21 protein-coding genes are annotated in these 21,093 nt (G+C 62.4%); 8 read left to right on the top strand and 13 right to left on the bottom strand.

Going from position 1 to position 21,093, the window contains the following annotated elements:
• Window positions 1-154: 154 nt before the first annotated feature.
• From P1T08_01665 to P1T08_01630, 8 genes are all read right to left on the bottom strand, one after another.
• Window positions 155-1,816 (bottom strand): b(o/a)3-type cytochrome-c oxidase subunit 1, encoded by a 1,662-nt coding sequence (locus tag P1T08_01665; protein ID MDF1594793.1) that lies wholly within the window; start codon window positions 1,814-1,816, stop codon window positions 155-157.
• A 16-nt stretch (window positions 1,817-1,832) separates the two neighbouring features.
• The gene (locus P1T08_01660) at window positions 1,833-2,345 is read right to left on the bottom strand and encodes a cytochrome c oxidase subunit II (GenBank protein MDF1594792.1); all 513 of its coding nucleotides are present in this window, start codon (window positions 2,343-2,345) and stop codon (window positions 1,833-1,835) included.
• On the bottom strand, window positions 2,342-2,482 hold the full coding sequence (locus P1T08_01655) for a cytochrome c oxidase subunit 2A (protein MDF1594791.1): 141 nt from the start codon (window positions 2,480-2,482) through the stop codon (window positions 2,342-2,344). The genes P1T08_01660 and P1T08_01655 overlap by 4 nt, the downstream gene beginning before the upstream one ends.
• Before the next feature lie 246 nt (window positions 2,483-2,728).
• Window positions 2,729-3,466, bottom strand: a complete 738-nt coding sequence (locus P1T08_01650) for a cytochrome c (protein MDF1594790.1) — start codon at window positions 3,464-3,466, stop codon at window positions 2,729-2,731.
• 105 nt (window positions 3,467-3,571) lie between these two features.
• Entirely contained in the window at window positions 3,572-5,044 is a 1,473-nt protein-coding gene (locus P1T08_01645; protein MDF1594789.1) for a CHAD domain-containing protein, read from the bottom strand.
• A gap of 2 nt (window positions 5,045-5,046) precedes the next feature.
• Window positions 5,047-7,083 (bottom strand): polyphosphate kinase 1, encoded by a 2,037-nt coding sequence (gene ppk1, locus P1T08_01640; protein MDF1594788.1) that lies wholly within the window; start codon window positions 7,081-7,083, stop codon window positions 5,047-5,049.
• A gap of 91 nt (window positions 7,084-7,174) precedes the next feature.
• Complete coding sequence (locus P1T08_01635) at window positions 7,175-8,374, bottom strand: amidohydrolase family protein (protein ID MDF1594787.1); 1,200 nt, start codon at window positions 8,372-8,374, stop codon at window positions 7,175-7,177.
• Window positions 8,371-8,979, bottom strand: a complete 609-nt coding sequence (locus tag P1T08_01630; protein ID MDF1594786.1) for a TetR/AcrR family transcriptional regulator — start codon at window positions 8,977-8,979, stop codon at window positions 8,371-8,373. The genes P1T08_01635 and P1T08_01630 overlap by 4 nt, the downstream gene beginning before the upstream one ends.
• Window positions 8,980-9,074: 95 nt before the next feature.
• Here P1T08_01630 and P1T08_01625 point away from each other — a divergent pair, with 95 nt between their 5' ends.
• The 3 genes from P1T08_01625 (at window position 9,075) to purE (ending at window position 12,128) form a co-directional block, all read left to right on the top strand.
• On the top strand, window positions 9,075-10,349 hold the full coding sequence (locus P1T08_01625) for an adenylosuccinate synthase (GenBank protein ID MDF1594785.1): 1,275 nt from the start codon (window positions 9,075-9,077) through the stop codon (window positions 10,347-10,349).
• Window positions 10,346-11,608, top strand: a complete 1,263-nt coding sequence (gene purD / locus P1T08_01620) for a phosphoribosylamine--glycine ligase (protein MDF1594784.1) — start codon at window positions 10,346-10,348, stop codon at window positions 11,606-11,608. Before P1T08_01625 ends, purD begins: the two co-directional genes overlap by 4 nt.
• A gap of 61 nt (window positions 11,609-11,669) precedes the next feature.
• Window positions 11,670-12,128 carry a 5-(carboxyamino)imidazole ribonucleotide mutase gene (purE, locus tag P1T08_01615; protein MDF1594783.1) on the top strand — a complete coding sequence of 153 codons (459 nt, stop codon included), beginning with the start codon at window positions 11,670-11,672 and terminating at the stop codon, window positions 12,126-12,128.
• Between the two features lie 40 nt (window positions 12,129-12,168).
• On the opposite strand, the gene P1T08_01610 is transcribed toward purE, so the two are convergent.
• Window positions 12,169-13,335, bottom strand: coding sequence for a crosslink repair DNA glycosylase YcaQ family protein (locus P1T08_01610; protein MDF1594782.1), 1,167 nt, complete (start codon window positions 13,333-13,335; stop codon window positions 12,169-12,171).
• A 175-nt stretch (window positions 13,336-13,510) separates the two neighbouring features.
• Between P1T08_01610 and purB the strand changes: the two genes are divergently transcribed.
• Together purB and P1T08_01600 are read left to right on the top strand one after the other, a co-directional pair.
• Window positions 13,511-14,836 (top strand): adenylosuccinate lyase, encoded by a 1,326-nt coding sequence (gene purB / locus P1T08_01605; GenBank protein MDF1594781.1) that lies wholly within the window; start codon window positions 13,511-13,513, stop codon window positions 14,834-14,836.
• Window positions 14,837-14,904: 68 nt separating this feature from the next.
• Entirely contained in the window at window positions 14,905-15,168 is a 264-nt protein-coding gene (locus P1T08_01600; protein MDF1594780.1) for a PLD nuclease N-terminal domain-containing protein, read from the top strand.
• A gap of 51 nt (window positions 15,169-15,219) precedes the next feature.
• Here the strand turns inward: P1T08_01600 and P1T08_01595 are convergent, their stop codons facing one another.
• Window positions 15,220-16,140: an ROK family protein gene (locus tag P1T08_01595; protein MDF1594779.1), complete on the bottom strand. Its 921-nt coding sequence runs from the start codon at window positions 16,138-16,140 to the stop codon at window positions 15,220-15,222.
• Between the two features lie 49 nt (window positions 16,141-16,189).
• On the opposite strand from P1T08_01595, the gene P1T08_01590 reads away from it, so the two are divergent.
• Entirely contained in the window at window positions 16,190-16,849 is a 660-nt protein-coding gene (locus P1T08_01590; protein ID MDF1594778.1) for a DUF3159 domain-containing protein, read from the top strand.
• 3 nt (window positions 16,850-16,852) lie between these two features.
• Here P1T08_01590 and P1T08_01585 read toward each other — a convergent pair whose 3' ends face one another.
• From P1T08_01585 to P1T08_01575, 3 genes are all read right to left on the bottom strand, one after another.
• A complete protein-coding gene (locus P1T08_01585) occupies window positions 16,853-17,968 on the bottom strand; it encodes an LCP family protein (GenBank protein MDF1594777.1) in 1,116 nt (371 codons plus the stop codon).
• Between the two features lie 65 nt (window positions 17,969-18,033).
• Window positions 18,034-18,864 (bottom strand): zinc ABC transporter permease AztB, encoded by an 831-nt coding sequence (gene aztB, locus P1T08_01580; protein MDF1594776.1) that lies wholly within the window; start codon window positions 18,862-18,864, stop codon window positions 18,034-18,036.
• A complete protein-coding gene (locus P1T08_01575) occupies window positions 18,861-19,766 on the bottom strand; it encodes a metal ABC transporter substrate-binding protein (protein MDF1594775.1) in 906 nt (301 codons plus the stop codon). The genes aztB and P1T08_01575 overlap by 4 nt, the downstream gene beginning before the upstream one ends.
• Window positions 19,767-19,792: 26 nt before the next feature.
• On the opposite strand from P1T08_01575, the gene P1T08_01570 reads away from it, so the two are divergent.
• Both P1T08_01570 and P1T08_01565 read left to right on the top strand, forming a co-directional pair.
• The gene (locus tag P1T08_01570) at window positions 19,793-20,239 is read left to right on the top strand and encodes a Fur family transcriptional regulator (GenBank protein ID MDF1594774.1); all 447 of its coding nucleotides are present in this window, start codon (window positions 19,793-19,795) and stop codon (window positions 20,237-20,239) included.
• Window positions 20,221-21,039 carry a metal ABC transporter ATP-binding protein gene (locus tag P1T08_01565; GenBank protein ID MDF1594773.1) on the top strand — a complete coding sequence of 273 codons (819 nt, stop codon included), beginning with the start codon at window positions 20,221-20,223 and terminating at the stop codon, window positions 21,037-21,039. The genes P1T08_01570 and P1T08_01565 overlap by 19 nt, the downstream gene beginning before the upstream one ends.
• The last annotated feature ends 54 nt before the right edge of the window (window positions 21,040-21,093 follow it).

Here is a 21,093-nt window from a genome sequence, read left to right as displayed (position 1 = left end):
TGAGCCGACCGCGTCGAGCGTGACGAGGTAGAACCCAGAACCTAAAACCCAGAACCTAGGAGTCCGGTGCCCCCCTACCCGCTGCTTGCGCAGCGGGTCCCTTCCCCCCAAGGGGGGACCGAACGGACGCGTCGCGCCGGAACTCCTGGTGCGGTTAGGGCCTGAACCCCGGAGACGACAGATCGATGTTGCCGATCTGCTCGATCAACTGTGGACCGTAGGCAACCAGGATCAGCGCCACCGTGCCGATCAGCCAGGGCGTCCACCAGTCGAGCTTCGCCGGCGTCTCCTGAGCTGGATGCACCGATTCCGCCGCCGGGATCTCTACTTCTTCACCGGGGCCGGCGAGCAGTTTCTTCGACCACCAGGTCCTGGCGATATTGAAGATGAACATGTAGGCGGAAACGAACAGGATGGCGCCGCCGATGCTGGTGCGCAGCAGATGGCCGCTCCATTCGTCCGGCACATACGGCGCCTCACCCAGCGGTGTCCGTCGCGGTGCACCGAGCAGACCGAGGACATGCATCGCATTCGAAAAGATCAGCATCCCAACGAACCAGAGCCACGTTTGGATCTGGGCCCATTTGCGACTCCACAGCCGTCTGCCGCGGAGATACGGCACGAGCCAGTAGGAGATCCCCATGAACGACAATGCGGAGGCCGAGGCCACGGTGAGATGGAAGTGCCCGGAGACCCAGGCCGTGTTGTGGATTACGAGGTTGATGTTGTAGGAGGCGTTGGTAATCCCCCCGATGCCTCCGAAGAAGAACAGAATGCCGGCGAGCAACTGGGCGCTGACCGACGGATCATTCCACGGGAGTTTCGGTATCCAGCCGAGCCACCCCTTGCCGCCTCGATTTCGTCCTGCACGTTCGAGCGAAGCGATGACTGTGAACGCAGTGATCATGGAAGGGAAGAACACCGCGTAGGTGAGGATCGCATGGATGTACTTCCACCCCGCCGGAACGCCCGGGTCGACGAACTGATGGTGGAACCCGAGAGGCACCGACAGAAGCAGGAACAACCAGAAGGCGATCCTCGCCAGAGAATCACTGAAGAGCTTCCCGCCGGCCTGCTTCGGAAGCATGGCGTACCACGACACGTAGGCAGGCAGGAGCCAGAAGTAGACCAGTGGATGACCCGTGAACCAGAAGTAAGTTCTGGCCAGCTGTGGATCGGCTCCGTCGATCCACCCCAACGCCCAGGGAATGAGCATTGTCAAGATTTCAACTGCAATGCCGAGCGTGGCAAGTTGCCACATCACCATGGTGATTAGGCCGCCAAAGGTCATTAGCGGCGTCCGAACTCCCGGATTCTCTTTGCGCCACTCGCGCCAGGTGAAGATGAATCCGTAGCCTTCAAGCCAGCTGCCGACCACCACCAGGGTCAAGCCGAAGTAGAAGAACACGTTGGCTTGGAGGGGCGGATAGAAGGTGTAGAGAACACTGGCTTCGTTGAGCAGGATCGGCACCGCCGCCATCAAGAGACCCACGACCATCGTCCAGAAACCGATCCGGTTGAGGAGCGGGTATTTGAGCGGACGCTTGAGTCCGTAGATCGTGGTCAGCGTGAGAAAACCGGTGATGAAGAAGGTCGTGAATATCAGTGCGTTGAGCACGCCGTGGAGTGTCAGTCCCTGGTAGTAGGACTGGATCACCGGCTCGAGGAGCGGATAGAAGTCGACCCCGCTGAATTCGAACGCCTGGAGGGGGCCGAATAAAGACCCGATCGCAAGCGCGATGAACGCGAACAGCAGGTGTTGCGAGATGAAGCTCTTCTCGGATTTTGTGAGTACGTAGGTCGGCGTGGTCAGCATCTCAATCCCTTTGCGCTCACTTCTCGACGGTCAGCGTGCCGTACATCTGCGCGTGGGCACTGCCGCAGTACTCGGTACAGATGAAGTCGTACGTGCCGGGTTCGTCGAAGGTCATCGTCAGTTTCGAAACTTGCCCCGGAACGATCTGCATGTTCACGTTGGTGTTCTGGAGCTTGAAACCGTGCTGGACGTCGACCGAAGTGACGTAGAAGGTGACCTCCGAACCGGCAGGAATCGTCACCTCGTTGGGAGTGAAGGAGAACATTTGCGAGACGATGTAGAGGTCGTAGCTTCCGTCCGGGTATTCGCGCAAGCCGGGTTCTGCGAAAGGCCCATCTCCAATCGCAACCGTGTTCGGGTCGACGCGCTCTTCGGGACTGGGCACCTGAAAACCGAGGGCAAACCCGGCGATGGTGACGGCTGTGGCGAACACCACCAAGAGCACCACCGTGAGGCGCATCCAGTTCCGCTCATACGGATCGATGTGGAGCGACGTCTGGACTGAGCCGTCGCCGGGAACCTCGGTCATACGGTCGTCATCCCTCTCGAGAGCAGAATCAAATACACGGTCGCCCACAGCAAGATCAGAACGAGAACGAATATCGCCAGGACAAGCAACGTTCCTTTCGGATGGAGCTGTTCCTCAGTGGATGTGGTCTCTTCCATGGTCCTTACTCTTCCACCAGACGTCGGTCGGCGGCTCGTCGGAACTCGGTACGCAACGCGGGCGAGCATAGAGGACGCCCGACGACGATGGCAACATAGCCTCGGAAAACGTTGGGGGACTCAACAGCACGAGCGTTCCGTACCAAGAATCGCCCGCTCTCGACGTCGCGGGTCGAGAACGGCGCCGGCCGGCGAATCGAGCTGGTTCTGCGCAACACGTGGTAACGGCGAGCGCGCTGCGCTCGCCTAGACCCGCCCCTGTTTCTGGAGGAGCCGGAGTGCGTAGATCCCCACAGCCAAAGCAACGAACCAGGCACTTGAGGCGGCGAGGTCCTTGACGAGATCCGGCATCGACTTCAGGGTCGGTTCGTTGATCACATAGTCGGGAAGCCACACCGTTCCGATCGCGAAATAGAGGAACACGATGATGGCCAGCCACCAGGCCCGTGCCCACGTGAATCCCTGCGCACCCGGTGTCACTATGACGTAGGCGATTCCGACGGCCAGCACAGACACAAGGGTGAAGAGCGCGACCAGCCCCCACGGGAACGCATCTGCCTCTGCGGTCTCACCGACGACGACCGGCAGGCGACCGAGATCGTTCTGCACATAGTCGATGACCGCAACGATCTCCTCGTCCGTGAGATTCTGCGCCGGCATGGAGCTGTTGTAGGTGACACCATTGACCACGATCTCACCCGTCCGGCCGTTGCGGATAACGTCCTCGACGTAGGCCGCGTCCTCAACATGAGGATTCGGATACAACGGCGGGAAAACGCTGGAGCCTTCCCCGTTCGGTTGGTGGCAGGCGAAGCACACCGAGTCATACACGGCCTGGCCGGCCACGTTGACCTCCCGAGATTCAGTCGGTGTCGTCGACTCCACGGTCTGCTCCTGCGCTCCGGCGACCGCTCCTATGCCGAAGAGCACGGCAAACGCCAGAACCGCGATGACACTTCTCTGGGTTGTCCTCGCTGCCGGCATCCATATCCCTCCTGCTCGCGGGTGCGATGAGTCGACCCGGCGATCATAGATGGCGATTTCAGGTCGCGAGTCCGGTCCGGTCAATTGACAACGCCGCGGGCCTCTTCACCCCATCCAGGAAGTCATCGGGTGGCGGTTGATCGACTCCCAGACGTCCCGCCATCCCTCGGCAGCCCGGTTGGCCCGCGCTACTTCGAAACCGATGAGCTCCCCCGCCGCCAGGGCCTGGGATGGATGGCGACGCCGGAGCCAGGCGGCGGCGACCACCGCGTCCTGATGTTCGCCGAGCACATCCTGCAGTTCGGAGAGGCGAACGGCAAAGAGCTCCGCATTCGCCCCGACCACCGGAATCAAGGCCTCCGCGGCATACCGGGTCCGCTTCGCCAGGATCCGGACGCTATGCAGTTCATCCGGTGACGGCAGCTCGGGGAGTTGACCGACTGCGGCTACCAGGACTCGCCAGGGTTTGCGCGCCAACTTCAAGAGAGTGGGATCGACCGGTTTCCCTGCCAGTTTGGTGACGTGAGGTGCGTTGGCCGCCGCCACCAAACGATTGAGCAGAGAGAGAAACCAATCCTCCCGAAGCGCCTCGACAACTCGTTGGTGAGCGTCCGCTCGCTCGGCGCTCAGCGTGGCGATGATCGCCTCGGCAGCCTCTCGTTCGGGGTCAGGAACGTCCTCCAGCAGAAGCGCCAACCGGAGCTTTAGCACATCGAGATCGCGCACGCTCCCCAGGAGGTCGGTGAGGGCGCGGAGATCAGTCCTGAGCTGATCGGCCCAGGTCCGGTTGAGGAAACGGCGAAAGGTGCGAAGGTCGGAGCGGAGACGCCTGATGGCCACCCTGGCCTGGTGCACCCCCTCCGGATCCTCGTCGAGAATGACGGCCGGGCAGTGGTCCAAGAAACGGCGCACCGATCTGGCGATGGCACCATGAACGATCTCGGTTACGGCCGGCGCCGCTCCGGGTTCCCAGACCGGTACCACGGCCTCCGGCACCGCCGACATTCCCACCGCACGAGCAAGCTTGGGAATTGCGATCACTCCACCTGCGCCCAACTGCCTGAGTCGCGCAACCACCGGACCGAGCACGGAAACCGGCGCCCCTTCCGCCAGCTCGATCTCGAGTTCCCGAAACTCCACATGCGCCCGGCCCTTCGCGGCTGATTCCACCTCGTCGAAGACGATTTCAGCCAGATCGACTCCGGCGTCGTCACGAAGGGCAAATGTCTGACGGGCCGTCGACAATCGCGCGACGGGCAGCACCGGGGCCGAGCGAGCGGCGGAACGAGTCAGGTCGAGCACACCAGCCGGAATGCTCCCTTCAGGACCGTCGAACGGTATCTCGATCCGCTGCAAAAGCTCGGGTCGATCGGACGGCTGCGCCAGCTTGACCATCCAACCCTCCCTGAACCGCAATGAGATTCCGCTGCGGAGCAACCGGAAATCGGTGGTGTCGTAATACTCGGCATCAAGAGCCACCGACTCGAGGAGCTCGAGCTGCCAAGGGCCGAGCCGCCCGCTGAGCGCAGAAGAATCAAAGGCATCTCCGACGGCGAGCTTCAGCTCACGCTCGAGCACGTTCACCTCGTACGTTCGATTGCCAACTCCTGGAGGCGAAGATGCGCATTCACTCCGCCCCCGGCCGCGACTTTGCTCCATTTGCCGTCCGGGTGAAGTTCCCATGCGAGCTGATCATCGGCGAAGAGGATCTCGAAGATCTCGTCGAGGCGGTCGTGGTGGGTTGGGTCACCGATCGGCACAACCACCTCAACCCGGCGGTCGAGGTTACGCGGCATGAGATCCGCGGAACCTATGAGGTAGTCATACCCTCTTTCATGGGTGCCAAACCGGTAAATCCGCGAGTGCTCGAGATACTTGCCGACCAGCGACCGGACAGTGATATTTTCGGATCTGCCTTCTACTCCTGGTCGCAAGCAGCAGATTCCTCGCACGATCAGGTCAACGGGCGTGCCTTTCTGCGAGGCCTTGTAGAGCTCACGAATCATGCCACCGTCGACGAGTGAGTTCATCTTCATGACGATGTGGCCATCCTCGCGTTTGGCCTCCCGGCGGATGAGCCTGATCATTCGGTCTCGAAGCGTGATCGGCGAGACCAGGAGTTTGCGATAGTCGACCTGTTTGCTGTATCCCGTCAAGTAGTTGAAGAGGTCGGAGAGGTCGGCTCCGATCTCGGGATCGGCAGTCAGGAGCCCGATGTCCTCGTAGATCCTGGCGGTCTTGTCGTGGTAGTTCCCGGTTCCCACATGTGAGTAACGCCGAATCTCGTCACCGTCGTCACGCACGACCAGGGTTGTCTTGGTATGCGTTTTGAGCCCTACGAGACCATATACGACGTGGACGCTCGACTCCTCGAGGCGCCGGGCCCATTCGATGTTGGCTCGCTCGTCGAACCTCGCCTTGAGTTCGACCAGTGCCACCACCTGTTTGCCTGCTTCGGCCGCGGCGATGAGCGAGCGCATCGATGGGGATTCGGCAGAGGTTCGATAGAGGGTCTGCTTGATGGCCAGCACCTTCGGATCGTTGGCCGCCTGGTTCACCAACTCCTCGACGGAGGCGGCAAACGAGTCGTATGGATGCTGCACGAAGATGTCACCCTCGCGAATCCGATCGAAGATGTTCATCCGTTCGCCGGGAATCGAGGCCAGCTGGCGAGGAGTGACCCAGACGTAGCGATCCCATTTCAGGTCGGGACGCTCCAGATCGTAGAGACCCCAGAAACCGGTCATATCGAGCGGCCCCTCCGTAACGTATACCTGCTCCGGGGCGATGTTGAGTTCGCGGACCAGCAACCCGAGCGAATCATCTGTGATGCCGGGCTCGACCTCGAGGCGAACGACCCGGCCGAGTCGCCGCCGACTGAGTTCGCTCTCGATGAACTCGAGCAGATCGTCGGCCTCTTCCTCCTCGATGGTGATGTCGGCGTTGCGGGTCACGCGGAAGGCGACGTGCGAGACGATCTCCATGCCGGGGAATAGGAAGTCGAGATGGGCTGCAATGACTTGCTCGAGGGCGATGATCTGTTCACCGCCCGGGAGAACCAGGAAGCGCGGCAGGATCGGCGGAACCTTGACCCTGGCGAACCGGGACTTCCCGCTCGACGGATCCCGCACCGTGACCGCCAGGTTGAGCGACATGTTGGAGAGGTACGGAAACGGATGACCAGGGTCGACAGACAAGGGAGTTACCACCGGGAAAACCCTGGTGTGGAACTGGACGGTCAAGAACGCTTTGTCGGCGTCGCTCAGCTCCTCCCACGAACGGAAATGGACACCCTCCTTTGCGAGTCCGGGGATGATCTCCTCGCGCAACACGGTGTCGACACGCACATACATCTCCTCGACCCGCGCACGAATCGCCCGGAGCTGCGATATCGGATACATGCCACCCTGGGCGGGCCGTCGAACGCCGGCCGCAACCTGCTCGAGGATCCCGGCCACGCGGATCTCGAAGAATTCGTCGAGGTTCGTTGTGAAGATGGCAAGGAACTTGATCCGCTCGAGGAGAGGCGTGTCCGGATCCTCGGCAATATGAAGGACTCTGGAGTTGAAGTCGAGCCAGGAAAGCTCACGATCGATATATCTGGTGCTCGGTTTCATAGGTCGCTGCCTACGCTAGCCGAGCCGGAATCCCCTCCCGTTCTGGCGTCAGGAACCCGCCACAATTGCGCGCTTTTTGACGCCAGAAGGGTCAGATCACCTGGGATCCGGCCATCCAGACCTGCTCGACTCGTCGTCCGAGGGTGTCGAACTCGAACGGATCGCCGCCGACCACTACTAGATCGGCGACCTTGCCGGCTTCGACCGTCCCCAACTGGTCGGCCATCCCCATGAGTTCGGCGGCGGTCCTGGTCGTGGCCGTGAGCGCCGCGAGCGGCGTCATCCCGCCTTCTACCATCAGCGTCAGCTCTTCGAGGTTGTCGCCGTGCGGTGTGACGCCGCTGTCGGTTCCCATTGCGATCTTCACACCGGCCTGCACGGCCCGCCTGAATGAATCTCGGTGCGCTTCGACCACCTCCTCAGCCTTGCGGATCGACGCCTCCGGAATCTGAGCGCCGGCCTCGACAGCCTTGGTAACACCTCGCGGAGCGACAAGAGTCGGAACCAGGAACGTGCCGCGTTCGAGCATCATCCCGATCGCTTCATCATCGAGATAGATCCCATGATCGATCGAGCGGATCCCGGCCCGGATAGCGTTCTTGATGCCGTCCGTCGCCTGGGCGTGGGCCATCACCCAGAGGCCGGCCGCCGACGCCTCGGCGACCAGCATCTCGAGTTCTTCGAGACTGAAATGTGCATGGGTCGGCTCGTCGCGCGGTGACAGCACTCCCCCGGACGTCGCCACCTTGATGACGTCTGCCCCTGCTCGCACGAGTTCGCGCACTTTCTTGCGCATCTCCTCGGCTCCATCGACGATCGTCGACGGCATACCAGGGTAGGACGGCAGAAAATCGGCGCTGGCGCCGGACGGTAGCCATCCGTCGCCGTGGCCACCCGTCTGGCTGAGCATCGACAAGGCGATGTGCATACGCGGTCCGACGATGAGACCGTTCTCGACTGCCTCCTTCATGCCCAGGTCGGCGCCGCCGGCGTCACGAACCGTCGTGATCCCGGCCCGAACGGTCGCCGCCATGTTGTGCATCGCTTCGTAGTAGCGATAGGAGAAAGGTGTCTGGAGAATCTGCCAGACGTTGATGTGTGAGAGGACGAGGTGAACGTGCGTGTCGAACAAGCCGGGCAGGATCGTCTTGCCGGCGCAATCGACGGAGGAATCCGCATCGAGGCCGGGTCCCACATCGACGATCCGATCGCCTTCGACAACAACGTCCGCAAGGCCGAGCGACTCACCGTCGAAAAGGTGCCCTCCACGAAACAGCGTTCGCACGCTCAGGCTCCGATACCGTTCTTGAGGAAGTCGACCATCGCATCACACACTTCGCGCATGCGCTTCTTAGGATCCTCCGAGTCAAGGAGTACTTTCGATGCCGACATCACGAGGTCCTGGACGAAACGCCCGGCGAGATCCCATGGAAGGGCTCGCATCTCGCCACCCATCACCCCTCCTCGGTAGATCCTGGCATATTCCTTCGAGAGGTCGGCATGCGCGGAGAGGATCCGCTGCTGCGTCTCGTCGGACAGGCGGGGTACCTCTCGATGCAGCAGGAGACCCAGCGTCGGGTCCGTCACGACCCACTCCGTCAAACTAACGGCCAGACCGGCCAGCTGATCGAGAAAAGAGGCGGAGGCGTCGACCTGTTCGGCCATTTCACGGAACACCTGCGGGAGAGTTTCGTCCACAAGCGATGCCAGCAAGTCCTCCTTGTCTTTGAAATACTCATAGAGCGTCGTGCGCCCGATGCCCACGGAAGCAGCAATGTCGCCGAGCGCAGTTTCCCGGTAACCGTGCTCACTGAATAGCTCCTGTGCAGCCTCGAGGATCTGACCGCGGGTCAGTTCCTTGTGCTGTTCGATATTGCCCGCACGAATCCTTGGCATCGTTCCTCCGGCGACTCAGTGTACGACCCCTCCACGCGTCTGCCCACCGACACACCGGGGCTACGATGTCGCATGGCGGCTCGCGAGGAGGATCCATGCCCGCCACGGCAGTTCTAGGAGTTCAGTGGGGAGACGAGGGAAAGGGTCGGGCAACCGACTACTTCTCGGAGACGGCGGACTACGTCGTTCGGTACCAGGGTGGCAACAACGCCGGTCATACGATCATCGTCGGAGATCAGCGGCTGGCTCTCTCGCTCATCCCCAGCGGAGTCCTGTACCCCCAGGTGATTCCCGTGATCGCCTCCGGCATGGTCATCGACCCGAAAGTGCTTCTAGCCGAGATCGACATGCTCGCCGACAAGGGGATCGATACGAGCCGCCTCAGGATCTCGTCGAACGCTCATCTGATCATGCCCTATCACCGCAAGCTCGATGCGATGATGGAACGCTACCTCGGGCGAAGCCAGATCGGCACCACCAAGAAAGGCATCGGACCCGCCTACACGGACAAGTACGCCCGCCACGGCATCCGGGTCCAGGATCTGTTCGACCCGAAGATCTTCCGCAAGAAGCTCGAGGTAGCCCTCGAAGAGAAGAACAAGATCTTGACCAGGATCTACAACCAGCTCCCGATGGATCCGGGTCCCATCGCCGACGAGTACCTCGCCTACGCCGAGCGGCTCCTGCCGCTCGTCAGTGACACCTCCCTGCTGCTGTGGGAAGCGATCCGGGACGGCAAGGAAGTCATCTTCGAGGGGGCCCAGGGGACGTTGCTCGACATCGATCACGGAACGTACCCGTTCGTCACATCGTCCAGCCCAACGGCCGGGGGTGTGCTGACGGGCGTTGGCATCGGACCAAAGGACGTCCATCGAGTAGTCGGGATTGCCAAAGCCTATATATCCCGCGTTGGAACGGGCCCGTTCCCCACCGAGCTCGAAGATGAGGTCGGCGATCGAATGGTGGAGATCGGCGGCGAGTTTGGAACGGTCACCGGCCGCCGCCGCCGATGCGGGTGGCTGGACCTCGTCGCCCTCCGCTATGCGGTTCGAATCAACGGCCTTACCGATTTGTTCCTCACCAAACTCGACGTGCTCTCCCACTTCGACACCCTCAAGGTGGGCTTGGCCTACACCTCCGCAGGAGAGCGGCATGACGAGTTCCCGCGCCAGCAGCGGGTCCTCTACGACTGCGTCCCCGTCTATCAGGAGTTTGCGGGCTGGGGCACCGACATCACCGGGGTCCGCCACTACCACGAGTTGCCGCAGGAGGCCCGCAACTACATCGAGTTCATTGAATCGAACATCGGAGTTCCGATCCGGTGGATTTCAGTGGGCCCTGAACGCCAGCAGTTGGTGGAGAAGACGTGAAGGTCCTGCTCGTCGGAGGTGGGGGCCGGGAACACGCACTCGGTTGGAAGATCACGCAAAGCCCGCTCGTTCATGAGCTGATTTCGCTGCCCGGCAATCCGGGGCTGGCCGGCCTCGGCAGCACCGTCGAGGGAATCGACGCCACCGACGTTGGTGCAGTAGCCCACATGGCAGAGGCACAGCAGGTCGACCTCGTGGTAGTCGGCCCGGAAGATCCGCTGGCAGCCGGGTTGGTCGATGCCCTGGCCGGAAGAGGGATTGCGGCCTTCGGCCCGTCGAAGGCGGCCGCCCGCTTGGAGGGTTCGAAACAGTTCGCCAAAGCGATCATGGATCGCGCCGGCGTTGCAACCGCCGCCTGGCAGGCTTTCTCCGAACGCGACTCAGCCCTCACCTACCTGGCCGGGATGCCCGGTCCCTTCGTCGTGAAAGCAGATGGTCTGGCGGCGGGCAAGGGCGTGCTCGTAACGGAAGACCGGAGTGCGGCCGGCGCCTGGGTGGACCGCTGCCTCAACGGGGATTTCGGGGCGGCGGGTCACACGGTTGTCATCGAGGAGTTCCTCGACGGCCCCGAGTTGAGTGTCTTCGCCATCTGCGATGGGACCAACGCTCTGCCATTGGTACCGGCCCGGGATTACAAGCGCCTCGCAGATGGAGATGCCGGTCCCAATACCGGCGGCATGGGCTGCTACTCGCCCGTCGATGGGCTTCCAGACGGGATCGTCGAGCATACGATGACGCAGGTCATCGACCCGGTCCTCCAGACCATGGCCGCCGACGGAAATCCGTACGTGGGTTTCATCTACGCAGGACTCGTTCTGACTGCCGACGGACCCAAGGTGCTCGAGTTCAACTGCCGGCTCGGCGATCCTGAGACGCAGGTCGTGCTGCCCCTGATGGAGGACGATCTGATGGAGTTGCTCCTTGCTTCGCTCGATGGGAGCTTGAGCATCCGAACGGTCACCTGGTTCGAGGGAGCAGCAGTCAACGTTGTTCTGGCCGCCGACGGCTACCCGGAGGCGCCACGAAAGGGCGATCCAATCTCGGGCATCAACGCCGCGGCCGCAGACGAAGGTGTGCTCGTTTTCCACGCGGGCACGGCGATCGACGACGGTCGGATAATCACCGCTGGCGGCCGGGTGCTGAATATCGTCGGAACCGGGCCGAACACCGAGACCGCCCGCCAACGGGCATATGCGGCAGCCGCCAAGGTCACGTGGGCCGGCCGGCAGTTCCGCCGGGACATCGCAAGCGCCAAATGAGTACCGGGCATTTAGGACTGGCACGAGATGAATCCGTCAAGCGGGGAGAGGTGAGACGATCATGAGTCGCGTGGCAATCGTGATGGGGTCGGGCAAGGACCGGCCCATCATGGAAAAGGCAGGCACCACACTCGACCAGTTCGACGTCGGATGGGACATGCGGGTGCTATCTGCTCACAAAACACCGGACGACGCCATCGAATTCGCCTCGAATGCCTCCAACACCTATTCCGTGATCATCGCCGGAGCCGGCAAAGCTGCCCACCTGGCCGGCGTGATGGCCGCCAAGACGACGCTGCCGGTGATAGGGGTCCCGCTCTCTGCCTCCCTCGACGGCATGGACGCACTCCTCGCCACGGTGCAGATGCCAACGGGAATCCCGGTTGCCACGGTGGCGATCGATGGCGCTACCAACGCGGCGTTGCTGGCCATCGCCATCCTGGCGCTCGGCAATCCACGGCTGGACGCCAAGCTGAAGGAGTACCGGGAAGACCTGAGACGAGCGACGTTGCGCGGCTAGAGCTCCGCTTGATTCGCCCGGGTTATTGACTACGTGTGGCTCACACTCGCTTGACAAGCTCCGTCGCCAGGTCGCCCCTTCTCTCCACGACAACATCGTCGAGGTCCAGCCAACCGGCCATGAGGTGAAGTTCTTCGGCAAGGGCCGAGGCAATGCGGTCATGATCTCGACCATCCTCGGCGAACGATCCGCGAACCAGCAATTTCCCGGCCGTCCGATCGGCCTTCAAGTCAACGCGACCTACCAGTTCGTCTCCTAGCAGGAAGGGATAGACGTAGTAGCCGAATATGCGTTGCGGCTCTGGCACATAGATCTCGATCCGGTAATGGAAGCCAAAGAGCCGTTCTGTGCGCTCCCTGAACCAGATGAGCGAATCGAACGGACTGATCAAGGCGGCGGCGTCGATGGCCCGCGGCACCGGCGTACCCGGCACCTTGTAGGCGGGCTTGTCCCACCCTTCGACCGTAACTTCTTCCAAGGCCCCCGATTCTGCCAGCTCTGCGATACGAGGGCGGGCAGCCGGCATGCGAATGCGGTAGTAGTCGGCCAGGTCTGCTGCAGTCGCAATCCCGGTCGAGGCGGCGGCCATCAAGAGCAGTTGCCGTTGCGCCTCCTCCGTACCCGGCGACTCCAGCGCCAGGATCTCCGCCGGAAGAACACGTTCGGGTAAGTCGTAGTAGCGGGTGAAGTTGCGCCGCTCGGCAATCGCCAACTTGCCCGTGGCGAAGAGGAACTCGAGAGCGATCTTTCCCTTGCCGTAGCCCCACCACGGACCGGTCCGCTTCCCGGGGTCTTCGAGATCAGAGACCGTGATCGGACCGTACTCGAGCACCTCCTGGTAAACCTGGTCCAGGTATTCCGGGTGTTCCTCCTTCAAGGCACGCACCCGGTGCCACGGCCGGATTGCCTCCATCCGGTGTCGCAGCAGGGGATAGTGGACACTCGGTAGAAACGATGCTTCGTGCCCCCAGTACTCGAATAGCTCGCGCCGCCCATAGGCGCCCTCATCGATCAGAGGGTGACCGTATGGGCCGAATCGGGAGAACATCGGCATGTAGTGCGCCCTGACGGCCACATTGACCGAGTCGATCTGCAGCACACCCACATCGGCAAAGAAGCGACGAACATGCCGAACGTCAACCCGGTCGAGCGGGCGCCGTCCTCCGAACCCTTGCGCGGCGAGGGCGACCCGCCGGGCCTGTGCCATGCTGAGAGACCTCACAACGCCAACCCGGTGATCTCATCACCTGGATTCGTTTCGGTGTTGACGACGATCATCAAGCCGGCCCCTGTCCCGAGTAGGCCGCACTCTATTCGCGAGTCGCGAGTCGCGACTCGCGAGTCCCGAGTCGCGACTCGCGCTCGTATGGGATCATGTGGCCATGATTCCTCGATACTCGCTACCAGAGATGTCCGTCATCTGGTCGGAAGATCACAAGTTCGAGATCTGGCAGGAGGTCGAGACGCTGGTCGTCGAGGCGTGGGTAGAGCTTGGAGTGGCACCGGCGGCCGCGGCGAGAGCCCTTCGGGCAGCCCCACCGGTGGATTCGGCGGCGGTGACGGAGCGCGAGAAGATAACGAACCACGACGTCGCAGCCTTCGTCGACATCCTTGCCGAGTCGGTATCCACCGGCGGCGAGTGGATTCACTACGGGCTCACATCGTCCGATGTGCTCGATACCGCCAACGGGGCAAGGATGGTCGAGGCAGCCGACCTCCTGGTCAAACGAATTGGGGGGCTCTTTGACGTCACCAAAGCTCTGGCGACAGAGCATCGCCATACGGTCATGCTCGGGCGGACCCACGGGATCTGGGCGGAGCCGACCACGTTCGGCCTGAAACTCGCCACCTGGGCCTTCGAGCTGGCGCGGGACCATGAACGGATGTTGCGCGCCCGATCGGCAATAGCGGTCGGCAAGATAAGCGGGGCGGTCGGTACATATGCGCATACACCTCCGGCAGTCGAGAAGTCCGTGTGTAACCGGCTCGGATTGCGGGTGGAACCGGCCTCTTCACAGATCACTCACCGCGACCGGCACGCCGAGTTCCTCCAGACAATCGCGCTGACCGGCGCCTCGATCGAGCGCTTCGCAACAGAGATCCGGCACCTCCAGCGAAGCGAGGTCGCCGAAGCACGCGAGTCGTTTGGAAGGGGCCAGAAGGGCTCCTCTGCCATGCCGCACAAGCGCAACCCGATCCTATCCGAACGGATGACCGGCATGGCCAGGCTCCTGCGTGGATATGCGCAAGTAGGCCTCGAAAATGTGGCGTTGTGGCACGAACGCGACATCAGCCATTCCTCGGCCGAGCGGGTCATACTCGCCGACGCTTGCCTGGCCCTCGACTACATGCTGGCCAAGTTCACAGATCTCATCGCCAATCTCGTGGTTGATACCGACCGGATGCTGGTCAATCTGGGTGGAACACATGGCCTTGTTTTCAGTCAGGCAGTTCTGCTCGCCCTCATCGAAACAGGGATGACACGAGACGACGCCTACAGAATCGTGCAGCGCAGCGCCATGCGGAGCTGGGACGAAGGAGCCGAACTCGAGGAAACCCTCGCCGCCGATCCCGAGGTGCCACTGACAGATGCTGCTCTGGCCGTCTGCTTCTCAACCGACCGGTTCCTGCGCAATGCAAGCGTCGTTTTCGAGCGTCTCGAGGCATTGGATCTGGCCGGCCAACCGCTCGAAGCCGGCGGCTCATAGCGAGTGGCGATTGGGTGCCCGTGCCACCGACCGACGGACGGACGGGGGCTGCGACTAGCCTCGGCCCTGTGAAGAAATACAGACATGCTCTCACGCTGGCCGCCACCTCTTTGACGTTGGCGGCGTGCAGCGCGGTCCCCAAGGCACTGCGCCCCAACACGTTCACCGGCTTCTTCGGCCTCATTCACCTCCTTGTGATCATCTGGGCCGTCGTCGACATCGTCGGTTCCACGAAGAAGTCCTCTGGAACGAAGGTCCTCTGGATCCTCGTGGTTGCCTTCGCTCCACTCCTCGGGCTCATCTTCTACATCGTGGCGGGCCGCGAGAAGTAGATCGGGAATCAGAGCTCTGCGGTTTGGTTCTGGCGCAGAGCCGCAAGAGGCCTACTGCCCGGAATCCAGAACGTTTCGGTCCCAGAGCCAGGCGGCACCTCGAACGCCGCTGGAATCGCCGTGCTGGTTCCGCAGCAGCTCGGTGTCGACGACGTCGCTGAAGACGTAGCTCCTCCATCGCTCGGCGACACGTTCGTAGAGCATGTCCACGTTGGAAAGGCCGCCGCCGAGCACCACGACGTCGGGGTCCAGCACATTGATGACCACAGCCAGACCGGCGGCGAGGCGCTCGACATACCGGTGCATCGTGGCCACAGCTCCCGAGTCACCGAGGCCGGCAGCCTCCACTATTGCCTCCGGTACCAATTCGGCTCCAGTTGCTCGAGCGTGGTCGGCCGCCAGTCCCGGCCCGGATAAGTACTTCTCGATGCAGCCGGACCTGCCGCAGTAGCAGTCGATCGGCTCGACGGGATCAGCCTCACTGGGAGGAAGCGGATTATGACCCCATTCGCCTGCGATGGCGTTGGGGCCATGCAGCAGGTGCCCGTTGATCACCACCCCTCCTCCGACTCCGGTGCCGAGGATCGCTCCAAAGACGGACGCCCGGCCCGACCCTGCTCCATCGGTAGCCTCAGAGAGAGCGAAGCAGTCTGCATCGTTGGCAAGGCGAACAGGCCGACCCAGCGCATCTTGCAGATCCTGGTCCAGAGCCTTGCCGAGCAGCACCGTCGAGTTGGAGTTCTTAATCAAACCAGAGGCAGGCGAAATGGTGCCGGGATGGCCAACGCCGACTGTTCCCTCAGCGCCGACTTCATGTTCGACTTCGTCAACGAGGTCGGCGATGGCTGCGACGATCGCTCTGTAGTCCGACCGGGGCGACCACCTTCTACGACGTACCAACTCCTCACCGGTGCTGCCCAGCGCGATTGCTTCGATCTTCGTTCCACCGAGGTCGATTCCGATGCGCACCATGACCCCCTCGACTCTACCGGTAGACGTCCGACGCCCGTATGCTCAGTGAATGCCATCCGAGCTCACCAGCGAGTTGCGCACCGTCGTGTTCGGACGGGCTTCCATCCTCGACGGCATCGTTCCTCCCATCATCTTCGGAGTCGTGAACGCGCTGACGGGTGTTCGGATGGCGGCGCTCGCCGCCCTCACAACATCAATTCTCATCGTCCTGGCCCGCCTGCTGCGAGGGCGCTCCGTCAAGTTCGCGCTGGCAGGCTTCGTCGGGGTCCTCATCGCGTCTCTCGCGTCTATCTGGAAGGGCCCAGACGGTTTCTTCCTACCGTCGATCATCTCGGGCGCAGCTACCGCCGTACTGATCGTCATCAGCATCATCGCCCGGCGCCCCTTCGTTGCCTGGACCAGCTGGCTGGCGAGAGACTGGCCGATCGACTGGTACTGGCATCCACAGGTCCGGCCGGCTTATACAACGGTTTCGTGGATGTGGGCCGCCTTCTTCGCAACGCGGTCGGTCGGACAGTGGCTCACGCTCGAGAACACGGGCACGGCCACGACGTTTCGAGTGGTGGCCGGGTGGCCTGCGCTGCTCGTCTTGCTCGTGGCGACATACATCTGGGGACGTCGCCTCCTCACCCGGTTGGCCGGACCTTCGGTGGAGGAGTTCGCCGCCGCCGCTCCACAACCGTGGACCGGGCAGAAGTCGGGGTTCTGAGCCCTAGCCGGCAATGGGCGGATACACATCCGCCAGGGCGTCGGTGAATGAGCTGGTGGGAAGCAGCACTGCCGCCCCGGCCGGCGTTCGGTAGTTGTCGTAGATGATGGAGACGCGGCTGAGCGACTCAGGATCGATGTTCCTGTACCTCCACGCCAGCGAAACGGCGTCTCCGATCGAGAACCGCTTGTCGAGCCGAACGAAGTCGGCCAGTTGATTGGCGATCTCACCGACCGCAGACAGCGACTTGTACCCGCTCAGCTTGCCGAGCAGTTGGATGAGCACCGCTTGCTGATGGTCCTGCCGGGTGAAATCACTAGCCCCGATCGACTGCCATGAGCCATCGATCAACTGCTGGGTTCGGCGGGACCGGACCCAGGCCAGCGCCTGTGTTCCATCGGCCTGCGTGCAGCCGGCGTTGAGGTAGAGCTCCGCTTTGAAGTCGCGGGTCGGGTTTTCAACACAGACTTCGATACCCCCGAGGGCATCGATCACTTGCCGGAACCCGGAGAAGTTCACCTGTACGAAGTGATCCACCGCGATGCCGGTGAAATCCTCCACGGTGAGCGAGAGAAGCTCGGGCCCGGTGGCAACCCCCCGGCATCCCCCCAGGGCGGCATTGATTCGCGAGTAGCTGTCCGTGCACAGGCTCGGCAGATAAAGGTCGCGGGGAAGGCTGGCCAGAATCGGCGGCGACCCGTCCGACGGCAACAACACCAGAATGATGACATCGGCCAGTTGACCACTCAGATCGACGCCCGCCAGCAAGAACGATGTGAACAGCTCATCCGGCAGCGCAGGGCTGCGCATGAAGGGAAACCTGGGGTCATCTTCGACCGGTTCGAGTACGAACCCATTGCTCGATTCCACGCCGGCATCTGGCAATGCGACCGGCTCATCGTCCTCGCTCAGCTGCGATTCGAGGACCGCCAGATCCTGCTGGGCCTGGGCCGTGTCGGCCTCCGTCATGGCACCGAGCCGATCGCGCGCCGCGCCGGGATCGAACTCGTCTCGCTCGATCGACCAGTAGGCCAGACCAACGCGCATACCGGCCACCGCCACAACGAAGACGGTGCCGAGGACAATCGAAAGAAATAGGCGAACGGTTCGGGAGTGCATCCTCGGTCTCAATGGTCGGCGACGCCGAATCCTAGACGCAACCGCCATCTCCCACACATCCCCGATCAGGCGCGGCGGATGGCGGACACCAGCTGGCGCACGACGAGAACGAGGAAGAACAGACCAACGGATGCTCCAGCGATGCTCGCTCCTGCCGCGGTATCGGCGTACCAGGTGAGCAGGAGCCCACCGGTGACCGATGCAACTCCAATCGCAACGGCGGTGACCATCATCGTCGGGACTCTGCGTACGAGCAGCGACGCGGTAGCCGCCGGGGCGACCAGCAACCCGAATACGAGCAGGTTGCCGACCACCCGGAACGACGTCACGATGGCGAGAGTGAGCAACGCCAGCATCACGGAATGGGCCACCCGGGGCCGCATGCCCAGCACTTCGGCCTTGTCTTCGTTGAACGACAACACTAGGAACGGGCGGTAGAAGACGAGGACGGCGAGCGCGGTGGCGCAGGCAGCCAGGGCCTGGATGACGAGTTCCGCCCGCCCAACCGCCAGGATGTTGCCGAACAGGAATCCGGTGAGACTTCCGGCGAACGAGGGGGCCCTGGACATGATGATGACACCGAGGGCCAGCATGCCGACGAAGAGCAGTCCGATGGCGGTGTCCTCACTGAGGCGGGCGCGGCGATGCACATACTCGATGCCGGCGATCATGACCAGGGCGCTCAGCACAGCACCGATGGTGAGATTGAAGTCCCAGATGAATGCCAGTGCGATACCCGGCAAGACCCCGTGTGCCATGGCGTCGCCCATGAAACTCAGCCCGCGCAGTACGACCCAGGTCCCGATCAGCGACGTGGTGACAACGGCCAGAATCCCGGCCAGCAGTGCCTGGACCATAAACTCGTTGGAGAACGGATCGGTGAACCACCCAATCATTCGAATGCCCTCGCGATCGCTTCAACATCCCAGCGCATCATCTCTAGATATGTCCCGGCACCCGATCCCTGCTCGCCGAGTGCACCTGTGTATAGGGGGACGACGAGGACGGGCCGGTCAACCTGGACGCTCAACTGATCTGCCAGAGCCTGGTTTTCACCCAGGTCCGTAAACACGGCCGGTGTATCCGACGCCTCAAGGATCGTCACGATGTCGGCGAAACCCGCCGCGCTCGGCTCGACCATCGTCGTCGCTCCGGGAAGAATCGTGGCGATGATCTCGAAGTCGTATCGATCGGCAAAATACCCGAAGGCCTGGTGGCCGGTGACGAGAACTCGATCCTCCTGAGGTATTGCTGCGAGGCGAGCATCAATCCACACATCGAGATCTAGCAGTTCCTGCCGGTAGGGGGCGGCGATCTGAGCCCAATCGACGGAGGGGTCCAGACCGCGGAGCGCCCCGACCACCACGTCGACGGCCGCGGCCATTCTGGTGGGATCGAGCCACACGTGGGGATCGAGATCGCCGGACGAGCCAAGGGTCAACGGGTTGATTGCCGGTCCGACTTCCAGCACCAGCCCACCGTCCTCTGCCGCGGAAGCCAAAACGTCCTCCAGCCCCTCCTCGAGCCCAAGGCCGTTGGCAATCACAAGGTCGGCCGAGCGAATCGACGCCACCTGGCGAGCGGACGGTTCGAACTCGTGCGGATCCGCCCCGACCGGCATGATCACCTCGACGTTCGCTCCAAGTTCGGTCGCGTTCGTGACGATATCTCCCAGAATCGATGTGGTAACGACGACGGTGAAAGAAGAGCCATCGGAGGCATCAGAGGCACACGCTGAGGAGGCCAAAGCAAGCGCAAGGACGGCGCCGGTCATTCTGAGAATGAGAGTTGTTCTCATAATCATTCTACGCTACCATTTCCTCCATGAGCGCGCAACGACGACCGATTGCGGATCTTGCAGAAGAGCACCTCCGACGCTCCGGGGTACGGACAACGCGGGCTCGCCGGCTGGTCCTCGAGAAGCTCAGCCGAGAAGGCGGACCGCACACCGCCGACGAGATCAACATCCTCCTTGGTTCCGCAGTTCCCGTCTCGTCTCTCTATCGGACGCTCAGCGTGCTGTCCACGAACGGAGCCCTAGAGCGCTTCCACGACGGTGCCGGGAATGCCAGGTACGAGTTGGCAGAATGGCTCACCGGGCACCACCATCACATCACCTGCACCCAGTGCGGTACGACCCGCGATATCGACTTCGCCCAGGAGACAGAAACGACCATCCGCCGGTTCGCCGACGAGGCGGGCGCATCTGCTGGTTTCCGGGTCTCAGGGCACCGCCTTGATCTGGAGGGGCTATGCAGTCAATGCCAGTAGCCGTGCGCGGCTCCGATGTCACGCTGATTTATGGTGATCGGGTGGCGTTTCGCTCATCCGATGTGTCGATTCCGGCCGGAGCAGTGACGGCCGTGATTGGACCAAACGGATCAGGTAAGTCGACACTGCTCAATGCCATCGCCGGACTCGTTACTCTCGCGGACGGCGTCCTGGAAGTGCTCGACACCGATCCGCTCAGTGCCAGGACGCGAACCTCATATGTACTGCAGGCCACGAAGGTCAACGACCGTCTGCCCGTGACCGTGCGCGAGGTCGTCACGATGAGCCGGTACGTCGACCGGGGTGTGTTTGGGTTCATCCGCAGGCCCGATCGGGAAATCGTCGATGAAGCCCTTGAGCGACTGGACGTCGCACGCCTCTCCAGCCGGCACCTTGGTGAGTTGTCTGGTGGGGAACGCCAGCGAGTGTTCGTTGCCCAGGGACTGGCGCAGCTCGCCGACCTGCTGTTGCTCGATGAGCCGCTGAACGCCCTCGACCTCGTGTCGAGAAATCTCATTATTGAGGCGATCTTCGAGGAGCGCCGTCGGGGCCGGACCGTCGTCGCCACAACTCATGATTTGAGCGAGGCGGCCAAAGCCGATCATGTGCTCCTCTTGTCGGGTGGGGTCGTTGCAGAAGGCGCTCCGGGAGAAGTCCTGACCTCGGAGCATCTGGCCAGGGCTTACGGGATTGAGATCATCGAAGACGAGAGCGGAGCACCACTACTGGACGACTCCGCCCACAACCCGGTTGACGGGCGGCACCAGCACTTCGACCGCACCGGCCACGGGGAGCATTAGCGGCGAGCGGTTTGTTGCATGTCGTCCGTAACGAGCACGCCGACTATCCGTTAC

Source organism: Acidimicrobiia bacterium (assembly GCA_029210695.1).
GTDB lineage: Bacteria > Actinomycetota > Acidimicrobiia > Spongiisociales > JAHEDJ01 > JAHEDJ01.
The sequence above is the reverse complement of the archived record's forward strand: the minus strand, read 5'-3'. Positions and strand labels throughout refer to the sequence as shown.

What these genes read in the sequence shown, in the direction of transcription:
- P1T08_01665 (MDF1594793.1), bottom strand. Translation starts at nt 1,816, where the DNA reads ATGCTGACCACGCCGACCTACGTACTCACAAAATCCGAGAAGAGCTTC.
- P1T08_01630 (MDF1594786.1), bottom strand. Translation starts at nt 8,979, where the DNA reads ATGCCAAGGATTCGTGCGGGCAATATCGAACAGCACAAGGAACTGACC.
- P1T08_01570 (MDF1594774.1), top strand. Translation starts at nt 19,793, where the DNA reads ATGAGCGCGCAACGACGACCGATTGCGGATCTTGCAGAAGAGCACCTC.
- P1T08_01590 (MDF1594778.1), top strand. Translation starts at nt 16,190, where the DNA reads ATGCCATCCGAGCTCACCAGCGAGTTGCGCACCGTCGTGTTCGGACGG.
- aztB (MDF1594776.1), bottom strand. Translation starts at nt 18,864, where the DNA reads ATGATTGGGTGGTTCACCGATCCGTTCTCCAACGAGTTTATGGTCCAG.
- P1T08_01660 (MDF1594792.1), bottom strand. Translation starts at nt 2,345, where the DNA reads ATGACCGAGGTTCCCGGCGACGGCTCAGTCCAGACGTCGCTCCACATC.
- ppk1 (MDF1594788.1), bottom strand. Translation starts at nt 7,083, where the DNA reads ATGAAACCGAGCACCAGATATATCGATCGTGAGCTTTCCTGGCTCGAC.
- P1T08_01650 (MDF1594790.1), bottom strand. Translation starts at nt 3,466, where the DNA reads ATGCCGGCAGCGAGGACAACCCAGAGAAGTGTCATCGCGGTTCTGGCG.
- P1T08_01575 (MDF1594775.1), bottom strand. Translation starts at nt 19,766, where the DNA reads ATGAGAACAACTCTCATTCTCAGAATGACCGGCGCCGTCCTTGCGCTT.
- P1T08_01595 (MDF1594779.1), bottom strand. Translation starts at nt 16,140, where the DNA reads ATGGTGCGCATCGGAATCGACCTCGGTGGAACGAAGATCGAAGCAATC.
- P1T08_01625 (MDF1594785.1), top strand. Translation starts at nt 9,075, where the DNA reads ATGCCCGCCACGGCAGTTCTAGGAGTTCAGTGGGGAGACGAGGGAAAG.
- P1T08_01610 (MDF1594782.1), bottom strand. Translation starts at nt 13,335, where the DNA reads ATGGCACAGGCCCGGCGGGTCGCCCTCGCCGCGCAAGGGTTCGGAGGA.
- purB (MDF1594781.1), top strand. Translation starts at nt 13,511, where the DNA reads ATGATTCCTCGATACTCGCTACCAGAGATGTCCGTCATCTGGTCGGAA.
- purE (MDF1594783.1), top strand. Translation starts at nt 11,670, where the DNA reads ATGAGTCGCGTGGCAATCGTGATGGGGTCGGGCAAGGACCGGCCCATC.
- P1T08_01565 (MDF1594773.1), top strand. Translation starts at nt 20,221, where the DNA reads ATGCAGTCAATGCCAGTAGCCGTGCGCGGCTCCGATGTCACGCTGATT.
- P1T08_01585 (MDF1594777.1), bottom strand. Translation starts at nt 17,968, where the DNA reads ATGCACTCCCGAACCGTTCGCCTATTTCTTTCGATTGTCCTCGGCACC.
- P1T08_01655 (MDF1594791.1), bottom strand. Translation starts at nt 2,482, where the DNA reads ATGGAAGAGACCACATCCACTGAGGAACAGCTCCATCCGAAAGGAACG.